Origin of the sequence: Streptomyces macrosporus (assembly GCF_039533145.1) — a bacterium.
In the GTDB taxonomy this organism is placed as follows: domain Bacteria; phylum Actinomycetota; class Actinomycetes; order Streptomycetales; family Streptomycetaceae; genus Streptomyces; species Streptomyces macrosporus.
The window spans coordinates 337,119-352,399 of record NZ_BAAASZ010000026.1 but is presented as its reverse complement, the minus strand read 5'-3'; the positions used below and the strand labels follow the sequence as shown (position 1 = coordinate 352,399).

General features: G+C 75.3%; 13 protein-coding genes. 3 read left to right on the top strand and 10 right to left on the bottom strand.

Annotated elements, in window-relative coordinates:
- Positions 1–23 precede the first annotated feature (23 nt).
- Both pucL and uraH read right to left on the bottom strand, forming a co-directional pair.
- The gene (pucL, locus tag ABD335_RS18570) at positions 24–923 is read right to left on the bottom strand and encodes a factor-independent urate hydroxylase (protein WP_344324434.1); all 900 of its coding nucleotides are present in this window, start codon (positions 921–923) and stop codon (positions 24–26) included.
- A gap of 3 nt (positions 924–926) precedes the next feature.
- Entirely contained in the window at positions 927–1,280 is a 354-nt protein-coding gene (gene uraH / locus ABD335_RS18565; RefSeq protein ID WP_344324431.1) for a hydroxyisourate hydrolase, read from the bottom strand.
- Positions 1,281–1,833: 553 nt separating this feature from the next.
- Between uraH and ABD335_RS18560 the strand changes: the two genes are divergently transcribed.
- Positions 1,834–2,637 (top strand): hypothetical protein, encoded by an 804-nt coding sequence (locus ABD335_RS18560; RefSeq protein ID WP_344324428.1) that lies wholly within the window; start codon positions 1,834–1,836, stop codon positions 2,635–2,637.
- 67 nt (positions 2,638–2,704) lie between these two features.
- On the opposite strand, the gene ABD335_RS18555 is transcribed toward ABD335_RS18560, so the two are convergent.
- The 4 genes from ABD335_RS18555 to ABD335_RS18540 all read right to left on the bottom strand — a co-directional run bounded on the left by ABD335_RS18555 (position 2,705) and on the right by ABD335_RS18540 (position 7,362).
- On the bottom strand, positions 2,705–4,411 hold the full coding sequence (locus tag ABD335_RS18555) for an AMP-binding protein (RefSeq protein WP_344324425.1): 1,707 nt from the start codon (positions 4,409–4,411) through the stop codon (positions 2,705–2,707).
- Positions 4,412–4,530: 119 nt separating this feature from the next.
- Positions 4,531–4,923 (bottom strand): hypothetical protein, encoded by a 393-nt coding sequence (locus tag ABD335_RS18550; RefSeq protein WP_344324422.1) that lies wholly within the window; start codon positions 4,921–4,923, stop codon positions 4,531–4,533.
- A gap of 53 nt (positions 4,924–4,976) precedes the next feature.
- A complete protein-coding gene (locus ABD335_RS18545; protein WP_344324419.1) occupies positions 4,977–6,761 on the bottom strand; it encodes a hypothetical protein in 1,785 nt (594 codons plus the stop codon).
- Positions 6,762–6,969: 208 nt separating this feature from the next.
- Positions 6,970–7,362, bottom strand: a complete 393-nt coding sequence (locus ABD335_RS18540) for a VOC family protein (RefSeq protein WP_344324416.1) — start codon at positions 7,360–7,362, stop codon at positions 6,970–6,972.
- Between the two features lie 248 nt (positions 7,363–7,610).
- Here ABD335_RS18540 and ABD335_RS18535 point away from each other — a divergent pair, with 248 nt between their 5' ends.
- The gene (locus ABD335_RS18535) at positions 7,611–8,081 is read left to right on the top strand and encodes a nuclear transport factor 2 family protein (protein WP_344324413.1); all 471 of its coding nucleotides are present in this window, start codon (positions 7,611–7,613) and stop codon (positions 8,079–8,081) included.
- A 12-nt stretch (positions 8,082–8,093) separates the two neighbouring features.
- Here ABD335_RS18535 and ABD335_RS18530 read toward each other — a convergent pair whose 3' ends face one another.
- Genes ABD335_RS18530 through ABD335_RS18515 form a run of 4 tightly spaced genes read right to left on the bottom strand, consistent with a single transcriptional unit; the run spans position 8,094 to position 13,152 of the window.
- Positions 8,094–9,275 carry an XdhC family protein gene (locus tag ABD335_RS18530; protein WP_344324410.1) on the bottom strand — a complete coding sequence of 394 codons (1,182 nt, stop codon included), beginning with the start codon at positions 9,273–9,275 and terminating at the stop codon, positions 8,094–8,096.
- Positions 9,276–9,313: 38 nt separating this feature from the next.
- Positions 9,314–11,689, bottom strand: a complete 2,376-nt coding sequence (gene pucD, locus ABD335_RS18525; protein WP_344324407.1) for a xanthine dehydrogenase subunit D — start codon at positions 11,687–11,689, stop codon at positions 9,314–9,316.
- A 3-nt stretch (positions 11,690–11,692) separates the two neighbouring features.
- Complete coding sequence (locus ABD335_RS18520) at positions 11,693–12,256, bottom strand: (2Fe-2S)-binding protein (protein WP_344324404.1); 564 nt, start codon at positions 12,254–12,256, stop codon at positions 11,693–11,695.
- Positions 12,247–13,152, bottom strand: a complete 906-nt coding sequence (locus ABD335_RS18515) for an FAD binding domain-containing protein (protein WP_344324401.1) — start codon at positions 13,150–13,152, stop codon at positions 12,247–12,249. The genes ABD335_RS18520 and ABD335_RS18515 overlap by 10 nt, the downstream gene beginning before the upstream one ends.
- 370 nt (positions 13,153–13,522) lie before the next feature.
- On the opposite strand from ABD335_RS18515, the gene ABD335_RS18510 reads away from it, so the two are divergent.
- A complete protein-coding gene (locus ABD335_RS18510; RefSeq protein WP_344324398.1) occupies positions 13,523–15,259 on the top strand; it encodes a PucR family transcriptional regulator ligand-binding domain-containing protein in 1,737 nt (578 codons plus the stop codon).
- Positions 15,260–15,281: the final 22 nt, after the last annotated feature.

Genomic DNA, 15,281 nt, shown 5'->3' with positions numbered 1-15,281 from the left:
TTCGTCCGCGGTGTGGTGGTGCGTCAGCGCGTCGGGTCGACGGGGATGCGCGGCTCGGCGCCGGCGCGCAGCACGGTGGCCTCGATGAGACCGTAGGGGCGGTCGACCGCGACGTACACGGCGCCCTCGGCGGTGTCGTTCTCGATGCCGAACGGCTCCAGGTCCACCGGGACGTGGTGCCGGTTGGGCAGGGAGAGGCGGATCTCGTCGATCCCGTCGAGGTTGTCGATCACGCTCGCGCCCATCCGGTACAGCGTCTGCTGGAGGGAGCGGGAGTACGTTCCGGCGAAGGCCCCGAGCAGGTGCCCCCTGGCCCGCTCGTAGGAGAGGTCCCAGTCCGGCTCGGGCCGCCCGTCGCCGTCGGCGTGGCGCCACACCGCGGTCACCGAGGTGGCCAGGACGCGGTCGTCGGTCTCCTCCAGGGTGGTGTACCGGTCCTTGGCGTAGCCCCGGAACTCCGAGTCGGTGGAGTTCAGCACGGTGAGGTCCCTCAGTCCCGACAGCACCTCCCACTTCCGGCCGTCGAAGGCGACCCGGGCCGTGCGGACCTCCCGGCCGGAGCGGACGAAGGAGTGCGCGCCCCTCCCCGGTGTGGCGATCCGGTCCCAGGCGTACTCCTCGATCCGTACGCGGGCGTGGTGGACGGGCGCCCGGGAGGTGACGAAGTGCCGGGCCAGCAGGATGCCGAACCCCTCGGCGGAGGGGACGCCGTGCTCCTGGGCGAAGGCGTACACGGTGTTCTTCAGGGTGTCGGTCGGCAGGACGTTGGCGTTGGAGCCCGAGTAGTGGGCCTCCGCCATGTCCCCGGAGAGCACGACCGAGACGGCGAGGTCCTTGAGGTGGTGGGTGTCGCCGTCGCGGGTGATCCGTACCAGGCGGATCTCCGCCTTGCCGTACTGGTGGTGGCCCAGTGTGGTGGCCATCGATCAGCTCCCTCTGTAGACGGAGTACCCGAACGGGCTGAGCAGCAGGGGCACGTGGTGGTGCTCGTCCGGGCGGACGGCGAAGACGGTGGTCACCTCGGGGAAGAAGGCGCCGCCGGGGACGTCGGACCGGTCGGCGAGGTAGGGCCCGACGTCGAAGGCGAGCCGTGCGTGCGCGGCGTCCTCGGGGAGTTCGGGGAGGTCCCGGCACCGTCCGTCGGCGTCGGTGGCGGCGGCGCCGTGCTCGTGCCACGGGCCGCCGGCGTCCGTCCGGACGGAGAGGCGGACGGCGATCCCCCGGGCGGGTCGGCCCACGGCGGTGTCGAGGACGTGGGTGGACACGGTGGCGCGGGGCATCACGGGTCTCCTTCGACGAGGCGGATCGACCGGATGCGGTTGATCCTGCCCGGTTCGGCGCGGACGATCTCGCGTTCGGGGGTCGGGGTCGGGGTCGTCGCCGAGGCGCTCGCCGAGGGCGGCGAGCGTCCCCTCGCCCGTGCGGCCGGTGGCGCGGTTCGGAAAGAGGTGCCCGTGCCGCTCCCGGTGGTCCCGGCCCGACGCCGCCGTCCGCTCGTCGCCCGCGTCGAGCCGGGCGGGCCCCGGCGGGGTGGGGAGGGTCACACCGGAACGCTGGGAGCCGCCGCCACGGGGCGTCAACGACGTGTCGAAGACCTCCCGCCCCTCCCGGGGGAGCACACGTCCCCCTCGTCGGCCCGGTCCGGGTCGAACGGTTCGGTCGTGAACTCCACTCTCAGTCGCACGGCGCCAACCTAACGCGCCCCTACCACGCGCCGGGGCGTGGCGGTGTATCCGAAACCGTTCCCGGCGGCCGGTGCGTCGTGGACGATGGGGGGAGGAGAGCCCGGCCCCACGGGCCTCCGGGTCCGAACCGTCCGTGCTGGAGACCCCGTTGACAGAGGCAGAGAGCGTGCCGGTGCGCTGCCCGGTGTGCCGTCGTGAGCACCTCTACGTCCCGCCCGTCCATCCGTGTCCGTGCGGGGCCCCGGTGGCGCCGCCGCTGCTGCGCGGCGGCATTCCCGTGCGGGTCCACCACCGGATCTGGGCCGACTCCTGGGTCACGCTGCGCTGCGCCGCCTGCGGGCGGTACGACGAGTGGCCCCGGCCGGAGCTGGGCTGTCCGTGCGGCGCGATCCTGAGACCGCCCCTGGCCTCCGACGCCTCCGCCCCCACCTCCCCCGACGCCTCCCCCCACGCCTCTTCCGGCGCCGCCTCGCCCGCCGGCACCGGGCCCGTCCCCTTCCCCGACGCCGCCGGCGGCACACCGGCGCCCCGGGGCACGGCCTCGCGGACCACGGCCCGCGAGCGGCCCGCCTTCCGGCCGGTCACCATCCGCACCGCCCGGGACGTGGTGGCCGCCGCCGCGCGGTACCTGGAGTGGCTGGGCTTCGACCGGGTGCGCACCACGACCGAGACCCGCCCCGCCTCGGGCGTCGACCTGCGCGGACCGGAGGTCCTGGCCCGGGTGGACCCCACCACCTCGCCGGTCGGGCCCGCCACCGTCGAGACGCTGTGGCTGCACGGCCTCAACGAGTCGGCGACCGCCGTCTGCTTCGCCCTGGCGGGCTACACCGCCGACGCCCGGCGGCGCGCGCACGACCTGGAGGTGCCACTGTTCGTCATGGATCTGACGGGCACGCCCCAGCCGGTCGGCGACGCGGCGCGCGAGCTGCTCCGCGCCGGTCCGCCGCGCTGACCCCCGGCCGGCGCGGCGGACCGGCCCGCCCGGCCGGACGGGCGGACCGTCCGGCCGGGCGCGCGGCTCAGCGGCCCCTCTCCCGGTGCTCGTCCCGGTACTCGGTGCCCGTGCCGCCCTCCCGGACGCGGGCCGCGTGTTCGCGCAGCTCCACGCGGCGGATCTTGCCGGAGATGGTCTTGGGCAGTTCGGCGAACTCCACCACCCGGATCCGCTTGTAGGGCGCGAGGACGGCGCGCGAGTGCGCGAAGATCGCCTCGGCCGCCTCCGGGCCCGGCTGCCAGCCGTCGGCGAGGACGATGTACGCCTTGGGCACCGCCAGCCGCACCGGGTCCGGCGAGGGGACGACGGCGGCCTCGGCGACCGCCTCGTGCTCCAGCAGGGCGCTCTCCAGCTCGAAGGGCGAGATCTTGTAGTCGGACGCCTTGAACACGTCGTCGGCGCGCCCGACGTAGGTGATCCGGCCGTCCGCGTCCCGCGAGCCGATGTCCCCGGTGTGGTAGTAGCCGTCCCGCATCGCCTCGGCGGTGCGCTCGGCGTCCCCGTGGTAGCCGCGCATCAGCCCCACGGGCCGGTGCGCGAGGTCGAGGCAGATCTCGCCCTCCTCCCCGCCCGGCTTGCCGGTCACCGGGTCCACCAGCTCCACGGTGTAGCCGGGGGCGGGGAAGCCCATGGAGCCGGCCTTGAGGGGCTGCCCGGGGAAGTTGCCGATCTGGACGGTGGTCTCGGTCTGGCCGAAACCGTCGCGGATGGTCACCCCCCACGCGTCGCGCACCCGCTCGATGACCTCGGGGTTGAGCGGTTCGCCGGCCGCCACCGCCTCGCGCGGCGGGGTGCGCAGCTGCGTCAGGTCCGCCTGGATGAGCATGCGCCACACGGTCGGCGGCGCGCAGAAGGTGTCCACCCCCACCCGGTCCATCTCGGCCATCAGCCGGGCGGCGTCGAAGCGGGTGTAGTTGTGCACGAAGATCGTCGCCTCGGCGGACCAGGGCGCGAAGAAGCTGCTCCAGGCGTGCTTGGCCCAGCCCGGCGAGGAGATGTTGAGGTGGACGTCGCCGGGCTTGAGGCCGATCCAGTACATCGTCGACAGGTGCCCGACCGGGTACGAGGCGTGGGTGTGCTCGACCAGCTTGGGCCGGGCGGTGGTGCCGGAGGTGAAGTACAGCAGCAGGGTGTCGTCGGCGCGGGTCGGCCCGTCCGGCTCGAACTCCGCCGGCGCGCCGTACGCCTCGGCGTGGTCCGACCAGCCCGGCGCCGTACCGTCGCCCCCGACGGCGACGCGGGTGTAGTCGCCGGGCACGTCCTCGAACTTGCCCGTGTCCGCGGCCCGGACGACCACGTGCGCGGCGCGTCCCCGTTCGATGCGGTCGGCCAGGTCGGCGGGGCCGAGCTGCGGGGTGGCGGGGATGACGACGGCGCGCAGCTTCATCGCCGCCAGCAGGGTCTCCCACAGCTCGACCTGGTTGCCGAGCATGACCAGAATGCGGTCCCCCGCCCGTACGCCGAGCTCGCGCAGCCGGTTGGCGACCCGGTTGGAGCGGACGCGCATCTCCTCGAAGGAGACGCTCAGTTCGCGGCCGTCCTCCTCGGCGATGCGCAGGGCGGTGCGCTCGTTGCCCTCGGCCATCGGGTCGAACCAGTCCAGGGCCCAGTTGAAGTGCTCCAGGGCCGGCCACCGGAACTCCTCGCGGGCCGCCGCGTAGTCCTCGCGGTGCCGCAGCAGGACCTCGCGTGCGGCGCGGAAGGCCTCGGTCGGGGTGACGGGTGCCGTCATGCGTCCTCCTCGCTGCCCGGGGCCGCACGTCGTCGTGCGGCGTCGTGTGGCGGGTGGAACGATCACATCACCCCGGGGCCGGACGAGGGAAGGGACGGGACGCGGACAGCGGAAGACGATCATCCGCCGGTGATCGCGCGCACCCCCTCCTGGATGCCGGTCACCAGCCCGACCAGGGACGCCGCGTCGCCGACGTACAGGCGCAGGCGTTCCAGACAGGCGGTGATCCGGCCGGGCCGCGGCTCGTCCGCGGCGAGCTCCTCCGCCAGGACGTCGGCCTCGGCCCGGGCGGCCCGCCGCTCCTCCTCGGTGAGGTCGGCGGCGTCCGCGCGGCCGGTGTCCAGGCGCTCCCTCAGGTCCGCCAGGGCGGCCAGCACGGTCTCGAGCGCCGCCGCTCCGTCGGAGTGGTGCACCGCGCTCGCGCCGCGTCCCGCCGCCATCGCGGCGTTGCTCACCCGGGCGTTCCCCGAGATCACGATGCCTTCGTTCGTTCCGGGCAGTTCTTCCGCCATGTCGCTCGCCTTCCGCGTTCAGCGTGCCGTGGACCGCCGTGGACCGCCGCCCCTCAGGAAGCGGCCTGCCGTCCGGGAGCGGCTCCGCCGCTCGCGCCCGTCTTCGGACGGGACGCCTGCCCGGACAGCGCGGTGGCGCCCTGGCCCGCCGCGACGCTGCCGGACATCGAACCGCCCGTCATGATGATCCCGTTGTTGAGGATGGTGTTCCGGCGCTCCTCCAGCTCGCCGGTGTCCAGGTCGTGCCGGGCCAGGAGATCCAGCAGGGCCGCGAAGACCTGCAGTTCGATCTGCTTCCCGGTCCGGGAGGCGTCCACGTGCTGGAAGAAGCTGCGGTAGTTGCCGGAGGCGGCCATCTGCCGGAGGCTGCGCCGCGCCCCGAAGTCGTAGCGGCGGTTGTGCTCGATCACCTCGCGCTGTCTCTTCCTGCGCTTCTCCAGCCGGGAGGACTCCGTGAGCACGTCGACCGCGCGCGTGAGGGGAGCCGACAGGGACACCGTCGAGGCGGAGAGGGCGTCGACCGCGAGGCGCCCGCCGCTGCCCGCCTCCTGGCGCTCGGTCAGGTTGTCGGCCTGCCGGTACTCCTCCCGTACGGGGGTGAGGACCAGCGTGTTGCTCTGCAGGTAGAGCGTGGCGCCGTTGACGGCGGCCTGGAGGAAGACCGACAGGACCAGGTCCCCGTCCCAGCTCCGCACCTGCGCGCACAGGCAGTGGCGCACCGGTCCGTCGATCAGTCCGCGCGTCCCGGCCACCCGCTCCGGCTCCAGGTGGTCGGCGGGGCGGCCCCGCGGCACCCGGCCGGCGAGCGCGCGCTCCGACCAGTACGCGTGCCGGCCCAGCACGGTCTCGCTCAGCAGCTCCTCCCCGTGGACGAACACCTTCTCCGACACCTCCAGCCCGCGGACGCTGTCCGCCGGCTCCGCTCCGGTGCCGAGCCGGGTGAGCCGCTCGCGCAGGTGCTCGACGAGATCGCCGCTGTCGATGGGGCAGGGCTCCGGCTCCCGGTCCTCGCCGGGCCGGTGGTCCTTGTGGCGCAGGCGCATGGCGAACGACCAGGAGGAGACCTCCGCCCCGGCGCCCACGAAGGGCTGGTATCCGCTGTACACGATCAGGTTGGCGTCGCCGCCCGTCGCGGAGCGGGGCAGGTCCACGTCGCTCGGCAGGTCGGCCTTCCGCGCCGGGGCCGCGCCGGGCACCAGTTCCCGGCTGATGGCGCGCCAGACCGACTCCTGCTGCCGCCAGGCGAAGAACCACGGCCCGCCCACCAGGAAGACCGCGCCCACCAGGAAGGCGCCGCCCGTCCCCGGGGAGAACCAGGGCAGGGGGACCCCCGCGGTCAGCGCGCTGATCCCGAACAGCGCCAGGAGCCGGATGCCCAGAGCGCCCATCAGCTTCTGGAGGGGGTGTTCCCTCTCCAGCCGCTCCCGCCCGTCGGGGCCGCGTTGCGCGGCCCTGACCCCCGGCAGGGCCCGCCGCCGTCCGGCGCCCGCCGCGGTGAGCTTCAGCGCGTACACGTACACCACGGTGGTCAGCGGTGCCAGCAGGAAGGCGACGGCGACGCTGCCCATGACGCCGAGGTCGCGCCTGCGGATCTCCTCCAGGGCCCGCTCGGCGTGGAGGCACACGTACCGCAGGTCCACGCCGTAGGAGGGGGCGCAGGCGCGGTGGGCCTCGTGCCGCAACTCCTCGACGACCGCCCGGGCGAAGCCCTCGTCCAGGTGCGCGCCCGCGCACATGTAGCGGGTGGTGGCGTTCCACGAGCCGCCGGGGGGCTCGCCGCGCGGGTCCGTCTCCTGCCGCGGGATCCCGGGCGTCCCGCCCGCGTGCCCGGTGGTCATGGTGTGCTCCTCGGTACGGCCGAACGGCGGGGATCTGGGTCACCGGTCTATCCCAGCCGCGGCACGCACAGCAGAGGCGCACGGTCGCACGGTGGTGCACGCCGTCGCACGGCGGAGTACGGGAGCGGCCGGACGGAGCGGAGTTCGGCCTCCGCGCGCCCGGCCCTCCGGTTCGGGCGTCGGTTCGAGCGTCGGTTCGGGTGTCGGCTCAGGCGTCGACGAAGAGGCAGAACGGGTGCCCGGCCGGGTCGGTGTAGACCCGTACGTCGTCCTGGGGTTGGAAGTCGGCGAGGGTGGCGCCGGTCGCGACGGCGTGCCGGTGGGCCGTCTCCAGGTCGTCGACCTCGAAGTCCAGGTGGAGCATCATCTGCTGCCGGTCGCGGCGGCCGGGCCAGGTGGGCGGCCGGTACTCCGGCTCGGTCTGGAAGGAGATCTTCGTGGCGCCCGGACCCTTCAGGCTCACCCAGTCCGGCTCGTCCTCGACGGTCTCCCAGCCCAGCAGGCGGCGGTAGAAGTCGGCCAGTTCGCGGGCGTCGGGCGCGTCGAGGACGACTCCGGCCAGGGCCTTCGGGACGCCGTCGCGGTGCGGGGTGTCGCTCACGGTGGTACCTCCGTACGGGGTGGGGCGGACGTCACCGGACCGGATACCCACGGTGCTCCTCCCCCACCGGCGCGCGGTCGGCGTCCGACGCGTGGAAGGCGGACAGGGCGGCGCATCGACGGAAGGTCGGGGGCTCCTTCTCGACCGGCTCCCGCGCCCACGCGGGATCGATTAATCAAGTTTGACCAGACGGCGGTGCGGGCAGTATCGTCGCACCCACTAGTCAAATTTGATGAACAGGAGCGTGCGTGCAGCGCAGCGAGATCGCCGAGACCCTGACCGGCTACACCCCAGGCGAGGAGGACCTGCGCAGCCTGGCGGAGTGGTTCGAGACCTACGACGCGTACAGCTCCGCGCCCACCCCGGAGAACGTCGAGCGCATGGCCGGCCTGGCGGTCTTCCCGCTCAACCTGGTCACCGACGGCTCGGACGGCGACGCCTGGGCCGGCCAGTGGGACCGGGGGCGGTACGTGGAGACGATGAACGCCGTGATGGGCGGCGCGGGCGGGGAGGACGTCCGCTTCGAGTCGGTCCGCACCCCGTTCTTCCTCTCCCCGTCCCTCGCCGTGGTGTTCACCTCCTCGGTGATGACGACGGGCGACGGCGAGGAGCACCGGATGCACTACGCCGACATCCTGGTGCGGCGGGACGGCGTCTGGGCGTTCCAGACGATGATCCAGGGCGGCTGGGCGGACATGCTCAAGGGACGGACGTCCTGACGGGGCGTCCGCTCAGACCGCCGAGCCGATCCGTCCCGTCGACGGCCGCGGGTCGTGGTGGATGGGGGTGCGCGTGTCGGTGAGCGGGAGGCCGGAGCCGCCGCGCCGGGCGGCGACGATCTCGGCGGCGATCGACACGGCCGTCTCCTCGGGCGTCCGGGCGCCCAGGTCCAGGCCGATCGGCGAGCGCAGCCGGGCCAGTTCGCGTTCGGTCAGACCCGCCTCGCGCAGCCGCGCGAGGCGGTCGGCGTGGGTGCGGCGCGAGCCCATGGCGCCGATGTAGGCGGCGGGCCCGCGCAGGGCGCGGGCCAACAGCGGCACGTCGAACTTCGGGTCGTGGGTGAGGACGCAGACCACCGTGCGGGCGTCCGGCGCGTGGGCCTCCAGGTGGCGGTGCGGCCAGTCGACGACGACCTCGTCCGCCTCCGGGAAGCGGGCGGGGGTGGCGAAGACGGGACGGGCGTCGCAGACGGTGACGCGGTGGCCCAGGAACTTCCCCGCCCGCACCAGGGCCGAGGCGAAGTCGATCGCGCCGTAGACCAGCATGCGCGGCGGCGGCACGCTGGACTCGACCAGGACGGTGACCGGCTCCCCGCAGCGGCCGCCGTCCGCGCCGACCTCCACCGTCGCGGTGCGGCCGGCCTCCAGCAGGGCGCGCGCCTCGGCCGCCGCGGTGCGGTCCAGCTCCGGTCCGCCGCCGAGGCCGCCTTCGCCACCCCCTTCGCCGCCGCCGTCGGGCCGTACCAGCAGGGCGCGGCCCGACGGTCCGGACGGCCCGGCGACGACCCGGACGAGCGCGGTCGGGCGCCCCTCCGCCGCGCGGGCCAGCGCGGCGGCCACCACGGCGCGGTCCGGGGCGTCCGCGGTGACGGGGACGACCAGGACCTCGATCTCCCCGCCGCAGGTCAGGCCCGGGGCGAAGGCGCCGTCCACGCCGCCGTCCACCGCGCCGTCCCCGTGGCCGAAGCGCTCCACGACGGGCCGTCCGCTCTCCAGCGTCTCGCGGCACAGCTCGTAGACCGCGCCCTCCACACAGCCGCCGGACACGCTGCCGAGCGCGGTGCCGCCGGAGTCGACGGCCAGGGCCGCGCCCGGCTGCCGGGGGGCGCTCCCGTCGACCGCCACCACCGTGGCGACGGCGAAGTCGCGGCCCTCCGCGCACCACCGGTGCAGCTCGGCGGCGATGTCCAGCATCGGGACGTCTCCTCTCCCGCGCCGTCCGCGCGGTCCGGTCACGTTCCGGTCAGGTGCTCCGGGCGGACCGGTACGCGGTTCAGGGCCAGCCCGGTGGCCGCGCGGATCGCGGCGACGACGGCCGGGGTGGAGGACAGGGTGGGTGCCTCGCCGACCCCGCGCAGCCCGTAGGGCGCGTGGTCGTCGGCCAGTTCCAGATAGTCCACCGGAATGGCCGGGGTGTCGAGGACGGTGGGGATCAGGTAGTCGGTGAAGGAGGGGTTGCGGACCGTTCCCCGGGCGTCCACGACGATCTCCTCCATCACCGCCAGGCCCATCCCCTGGACCGTGCCGCCCTGGATCTGGCCGACCACCGACAGCGGGTTGATCGCCTTCCCGACGTCCTGGGCGCAGGCCAGCTCGACGACCTTGACCAGGCCGAGTTCGGTGTCGACCTCCACCACCGCGCGGTGGGCGGCGAAGGAGTACTGGACGTGGCCGAAGCCCTGGCCGGTCTCCGGGTCGAACGGTTCGGTGGGGCGGTGGCGGAACTCCGACTCCAGCTCCACGGCCTCCTCCCCCAGCACCTCGGCCAGGGAGGCGAGGACCTCGCCGCCGCACGAGACGACCTTGCCGTCCTCCAGCAGCAGACCGTCGCCGGCCCACGCCGGGTGGTCCGCGCCGAACCGCTCCCGGCCGATGGTCAGCACCCGCTCGCGCACCGCCCGGCAGGTGTGCCGCACCGCGCCGCCGGTCATGTACGTCTGCCGGGAGGCGGAGGTGGAGCCCGCCGAGCCGACGCGGGTGTCGGCGGGGTGGACGACCACCCGGGCGACGCCCAGTTCGGTGCGGGCGATCTGGGCCTGGACGGTGACGCCGCCCTGCCCGACCTCGGCCGCCGCGGTGCGCACCGAGACCACCGGTTCGCCGGCCACGACCTCCAACCGCACCCGGGCGGTGGAGTAGTCGTCGAAGCCCTCGGAGAAGCCGACGTTCTTGATGCCGACGGCGTAGCCGACGCCGCGCACCACGCCCTCGCCGTGGGTGGTGTTCGACAGGCCGCCGGGCAGTGCCCGCACGTCCACTCCCCCGTCGTGCTCCCAGGCGCGCTCGGGCGGCAGCGGCCTCTCCCGGACGCGGCGCAGCAGTTCGGCGACGGGGGCCGGGGAGTCGACGACCTGGCCGGTGGGCATCGTCGACCCCTGGGACAGGGCGTTGCGCCGGCGCAGCTCCACCGGGTCCATGCCCAGCTCCTCGGCGAGCCGGTCCATCTGCGACTCGTAGGCGAAGCACGCCTGGACGGCGCCGAAGCCGCGCATGGCCCCGCACGGCGGGTTGTTGGTGTACAGGGCCAGGGCCTCGACGTCGACGTTGGCCACCTCGTACGGGCCCACCCCCAGCGAGGCGGCGTTGCCGACCACGGCCGGGGAGGAGGAGGCGTAGGCGCCGCCGTCCAGCACGATCCGGGCCGTGACGTACAGCAGCCTGCCGTCGCGGGTCGCGCCGTGCTCGTAGCGGAGCCTGGCGGGGTGGCGGTGGACGTGGCCCAGGAACGACTCGTACCGGTTGTAGACGATCTTGACGGGGCGTCCGGTGCGCAGCGCCAGCAGGCAGGCGTGGGCCTGCATCGACAGGTCCTCGCGGGCCCCGAAGGCGCCGCCGACGCCGGAGAGGGTCAGCCGCACCTTCTCCGGGGGCAGGCCGAGCACGGGGGCGAGCTGGTCGCGGTCCACGTGCAGCCACTGGGTGGCGATGTACAGGTCGACGCCGCCGTCCTCGGCGGGGACGGCCAGGCCCGACTCGGGGCCGAGGAACGCCTGGTCCTGCATGCCGACCTCGTACTCGCCGGTGACCACGGCCTCGGCCCGCTCCCGCGCGGCGGCCACGTCGCCGCGCCGCACCGGCTGCCGGTGGACGATGTTGGGGTGCGGCACGCGGGCGGCGTGGCGGTCGGTGCGGTTCGGGTGGAGGACGGGCGCGTCGGGCGCGGTGGCGGACGCCTCGTCGGTGACGGGCGGCAGTTCGACGTACGCCACGCGGATGCGCTCCGCGGCCCGCCGCGCGGTCTCGGGGTGGTCGGCGGCGACCAGGGCCACGGGTTCGCCGTGGTGGCGCACCACGTCCTTGGCGAGCACGGGCTGGTCGTGGATCTCCAGGCCGTAGTGGGTCTTCGCGGGCAGGTCGTCGTGGGTGAGCACGGCGTGGACGCCGGGGACGGCCAGCGCCCCGGAGACGTCGACGGAGCGGATCTCGGCGTGCGCGTGGGGGCTGCGCAGGACGTGGCCCCAGAGCATGTCCTCGTGCCACAGGTCGGAGGAGTAGGCGAACTCGCCGGTGACCTTCGGCACGCCGTCCGGCCGCGGGGTGGACTCGCCGACGACGCCTCCGGCGGCGCCGTCCTGGACGAGGCCGGTGGGGACGCGGGTGACGCCCATGCCTCAGCCCCCCTCCGCGGTGCGGGCCGCGGCCAGGCGCACGGCGTCGAGGATCTTCTCGTAGCCGGTGCAGCGGCACAGGTTGCCCGACAGCGCCTCGCGGATGTCGGCGTCCGTGGGGTTCGGGTCGCGCTCGATCAGCTCGTCGGCGGCGATCAGCAGGCCGGGGGTGCAGAAGCCGCACTGGACGGCTCCGGCGTCGAGGAACGCCCGCTGGACGGGCGCCAGTTCGACGCCCTCCCCGGCCTGGGAGGCGGGGACGCCCGACGCGGCGGGGGCTTCGGGGGCGTCCGGGCCGCCGGTCCTCCCGGAGCGCCGCCGGGCCAGGTCGGCCAGGCCCTCGACGGTGACGACCTCCCGGCCCTCGGCCTGACCGGCCGCCACCAGGCAGGCGCAGACCGGCACTCCGTCGAGGCGGACGGTGCAGGAGCCGCACTCGCCCTGTTCACAGGCGTTCTTCGAGCCGGGCAGGCCGAGCCGCTCGCGCAGCACGTACAGCAGGCTCTCGCCCTCCCAGACGTCGTCGGCCCGGTACGGGCGGCCGTTGACGGTGATGTTCACGCGCATCGCGCGCCTCCTTCCGCCCGGTCTCCGCCCGTGCCGCCGCGGAGGTCCTCCCAGGCCCAGATCAGGGTGCGGCGGGCCATGACCGCCACCGCGCGGCGGCGGTACGCCGCGCTGCCGCGCACGTCGTCGATGGGGTCGCAGGCGTCGGCGCACAGGTCGGCGAAGCGCCGGACGAGCGAGGGGGCGAGGGCCCCGCCACGGTCCCAGAGGCCGCCCTCGGCCAGCGCCCCGTCCAGGAACTCCTCGGCGGCGCGGGCCCGTACGGGGGTGGGCGCGGCCGAGCCGATGCCGGTGCGCACGGTGCGGGTGGCGGGGTGGAGGGCCAGCGCGAAGGCGCACACCGCGATCACCATGGCGTTGCGGGTGCCCACCTTGGAGAACTGCTGCGGCCCGTCGGCCCTGGCGATGTGGACGGCCCTGATCAGCTCGTCCTCGGCGAGCGCGGTGCGCTTGACCCCGGTGTAGAACTCCTCCACGGGGATGGAGCGGGTGCCGCGCACCGACACCGCCTCCACCTCGGCGCCCGCGGCCAGCAGCGGCGGGTGGGAGTCCCCGGCCGGGGAGGCGGCGCCCAGGTTGCCGCCGACGCTGCCGCGGTTGCGGATCTGCGGGGAGCCGACGGTGCGGGCGGCCAGGGCCAGGCCCGGCAGTTCGGCCCGCAGGTGCTCCAGGATCCGGGCGTAGGGGACGGCGGCGCCCAGCCGCACGCTCCCGGGCCCCACCTCCCACTCGTACAGGTCGCCGATCCGGCTCAGGTCCAGCAGCCGTTCGGGACGCCGCCGGCCGAAGGTGAGCTCGACCATGACGTCGGTGCCGCCCGCGATGGGCACGGCGTCGGGATGCGCGGCCTTCGCGGCGAGCGCCTCCTCCCAGCCGGCGGGACGCAGAAACTCCATGCGGTTCCCTTCTCGGTTCTCGGGATCTCCCGTGGGGCCGCGACGCCACGACGCCGCGGGGCTCGGAACGCTCGGAGCGCTCGGAGCAGGAGGGTCCGCACGGGGGCCGGTGCGCGTGTGCGTGATGGAGGGGGCGAAAAGGGAGGAAGGGGCGGAAAGGGCCGCGCCCGTGGTGCGCGTGTGCCGATTCCAGTGAACCGGCCCGCCGCCCTCGCGAGGCAGTCACCGATGCCATGAAGCGCCTGTCCGGCCGGTGATCCGATCTTGTAGATTCGAACGAAGACCGGGAGACGCCCCAGGTCCCCCGCCCCGGGCGCCGGCGTCCGGGGCCCGCGAACGAGTGACACGAGAAGATCGGCGGACGACGAGAATGCGGCTGCGCGCACTGCTGGAGACCGAGTTCCTGGGTCTGCGCCTCCTGAGCGGCGAGGAGGAACTCGACCGGTCCGTGCGGGGCGTGATGACCACCGACCTGCGCGACCCCGGCCGCTACCTGTCGGGCGGCGAGCTGGTCCTGACCGGGCTGGCCTGGCGGCGCTCCCCCGAGGACTCCGAGTCGTTCGTCCGCGTCCTGGCCAGGGCCGGGGTCGCCGGGCTGGCGGCGGGCGAGGCGGAGCTGGACGCCGTCCCCGACGACCTGATCCGGGCGTGCGCCCGGCACCGGATGCCGCTGTTCTCGGTGGACGAGGCGGTCGCGTTCGCCACCATCACCGAGCACGTGGTGCGGCAGGTCTCCGGCGAGCGGGCCGGGGACCTGGCCGCGGTGGTGGAACGGCACCGGCGGCTGATGTCCTCGGGACCGGCGGGCGGCGGCCCGGACGCGGTGCTGGACCTGCTGGGGTCGGACCTGGACCTGCGGGCGTGGGTGCTGTCCTCCACCGGTCGCCCGGTCGCCGGGCCCGCCGACCGGCCGTCCGCCGAGGTCCGCGCCCGCCTGGCGGGCGAACACCTGGCGGCGGCGCGGACGGGGCGCCGCGGCCCGCACCGCGCCACGGTGGCGGGGACGGTCTACTCGCTGTTCCCCGTGCTCGGTGAGGAGCCGGACCCCCGGGAGGCGGCGCTGTCGGCGCTGCCGTCGTGGGTGCTGGTCGTCGAGGCGGACGCGGGCGACTGGCCGGCCGAGCGGCTGGACCTGCTGCGCGGCGTCACCCGGTTGATCGCGGACGAGCGCGAGCGCCGGGACGCCTCCCGCGCGGTGGGGCGCCGGCTGGCCCAGGAGGTGCTGGAGCTGGTCCGCACCGGGGCGCCGTCGGCCGAGGTCGCCGCCCGGCTGCGCGTCGCGGCCCCCGTGCTGCTGCCCGGCCTGGGCTCCGCCCCGCACTGGCAGGTGGTCGTCGCCCGGGTGGACCGGGAGGACGGCGCCGACCTTCCCGAGGACCGGCCGGCGCGGGCCGCCGGGGCGCTGCTGGAGGAGACGCTGGCCGACCCGCGCACCTCCGGAGGCGAGGCCGGGGACCGGGTCGCGGTGGCTCTGGCGGACGGCGAGGCGGTGGCGTTCGTCCCGCTCCCGGCGGACGCCGGGGAGACCGCGGACGCCGGGGAGACCGGGGACGCCGGGGGCGCCGGGGACGCCGCCCCCGACGGCGCCGGCGAGAGCGCCGGGCACACCGCCGCGCTCGACCCCGCCGCCCTGCTGGACTCCCTCCGGGCCCCGCTGGAGCGCGGGCTGGAGGGCGTCGGCCGGCTGACGCTGGGCGTCAGCGCGGCCGTCCACTCCCCCGACGGGCTGCGCGGCGCCCTGGAGGAGGCCCGGCACGCCCGGCGCGTGGCCGCCGCCCGGCCGGGGAGGGTGTGCGCGGCGGGCCACGAGGAGCTGGCCTCGCACGTGCTGCTGCTGCCGTTCGTGCCCGACGACGTGCGCCGCGCCTTCACCGCCCGGCTGCTGGACCCGCTGCGCGAGTACGACCGCCGCCACCGCGCCGAACTGATCCCCACCCTGGAGGCGTTCCTCGACTGCGACGGGTCCTGGACCCGCTGCGCCGCCCGGCTGCACCTCCACGTCAACACGCTGCGCTACCGGGTGGGCCGCATCGAGCAGCTCACCGGCCGGGACCTGTCCCGGCTGGAGGACAAGGTGGACTTCTTCCTGGCCCTGCGCATGAACTGACGCCCCGCCCGGCCCCGGCCGG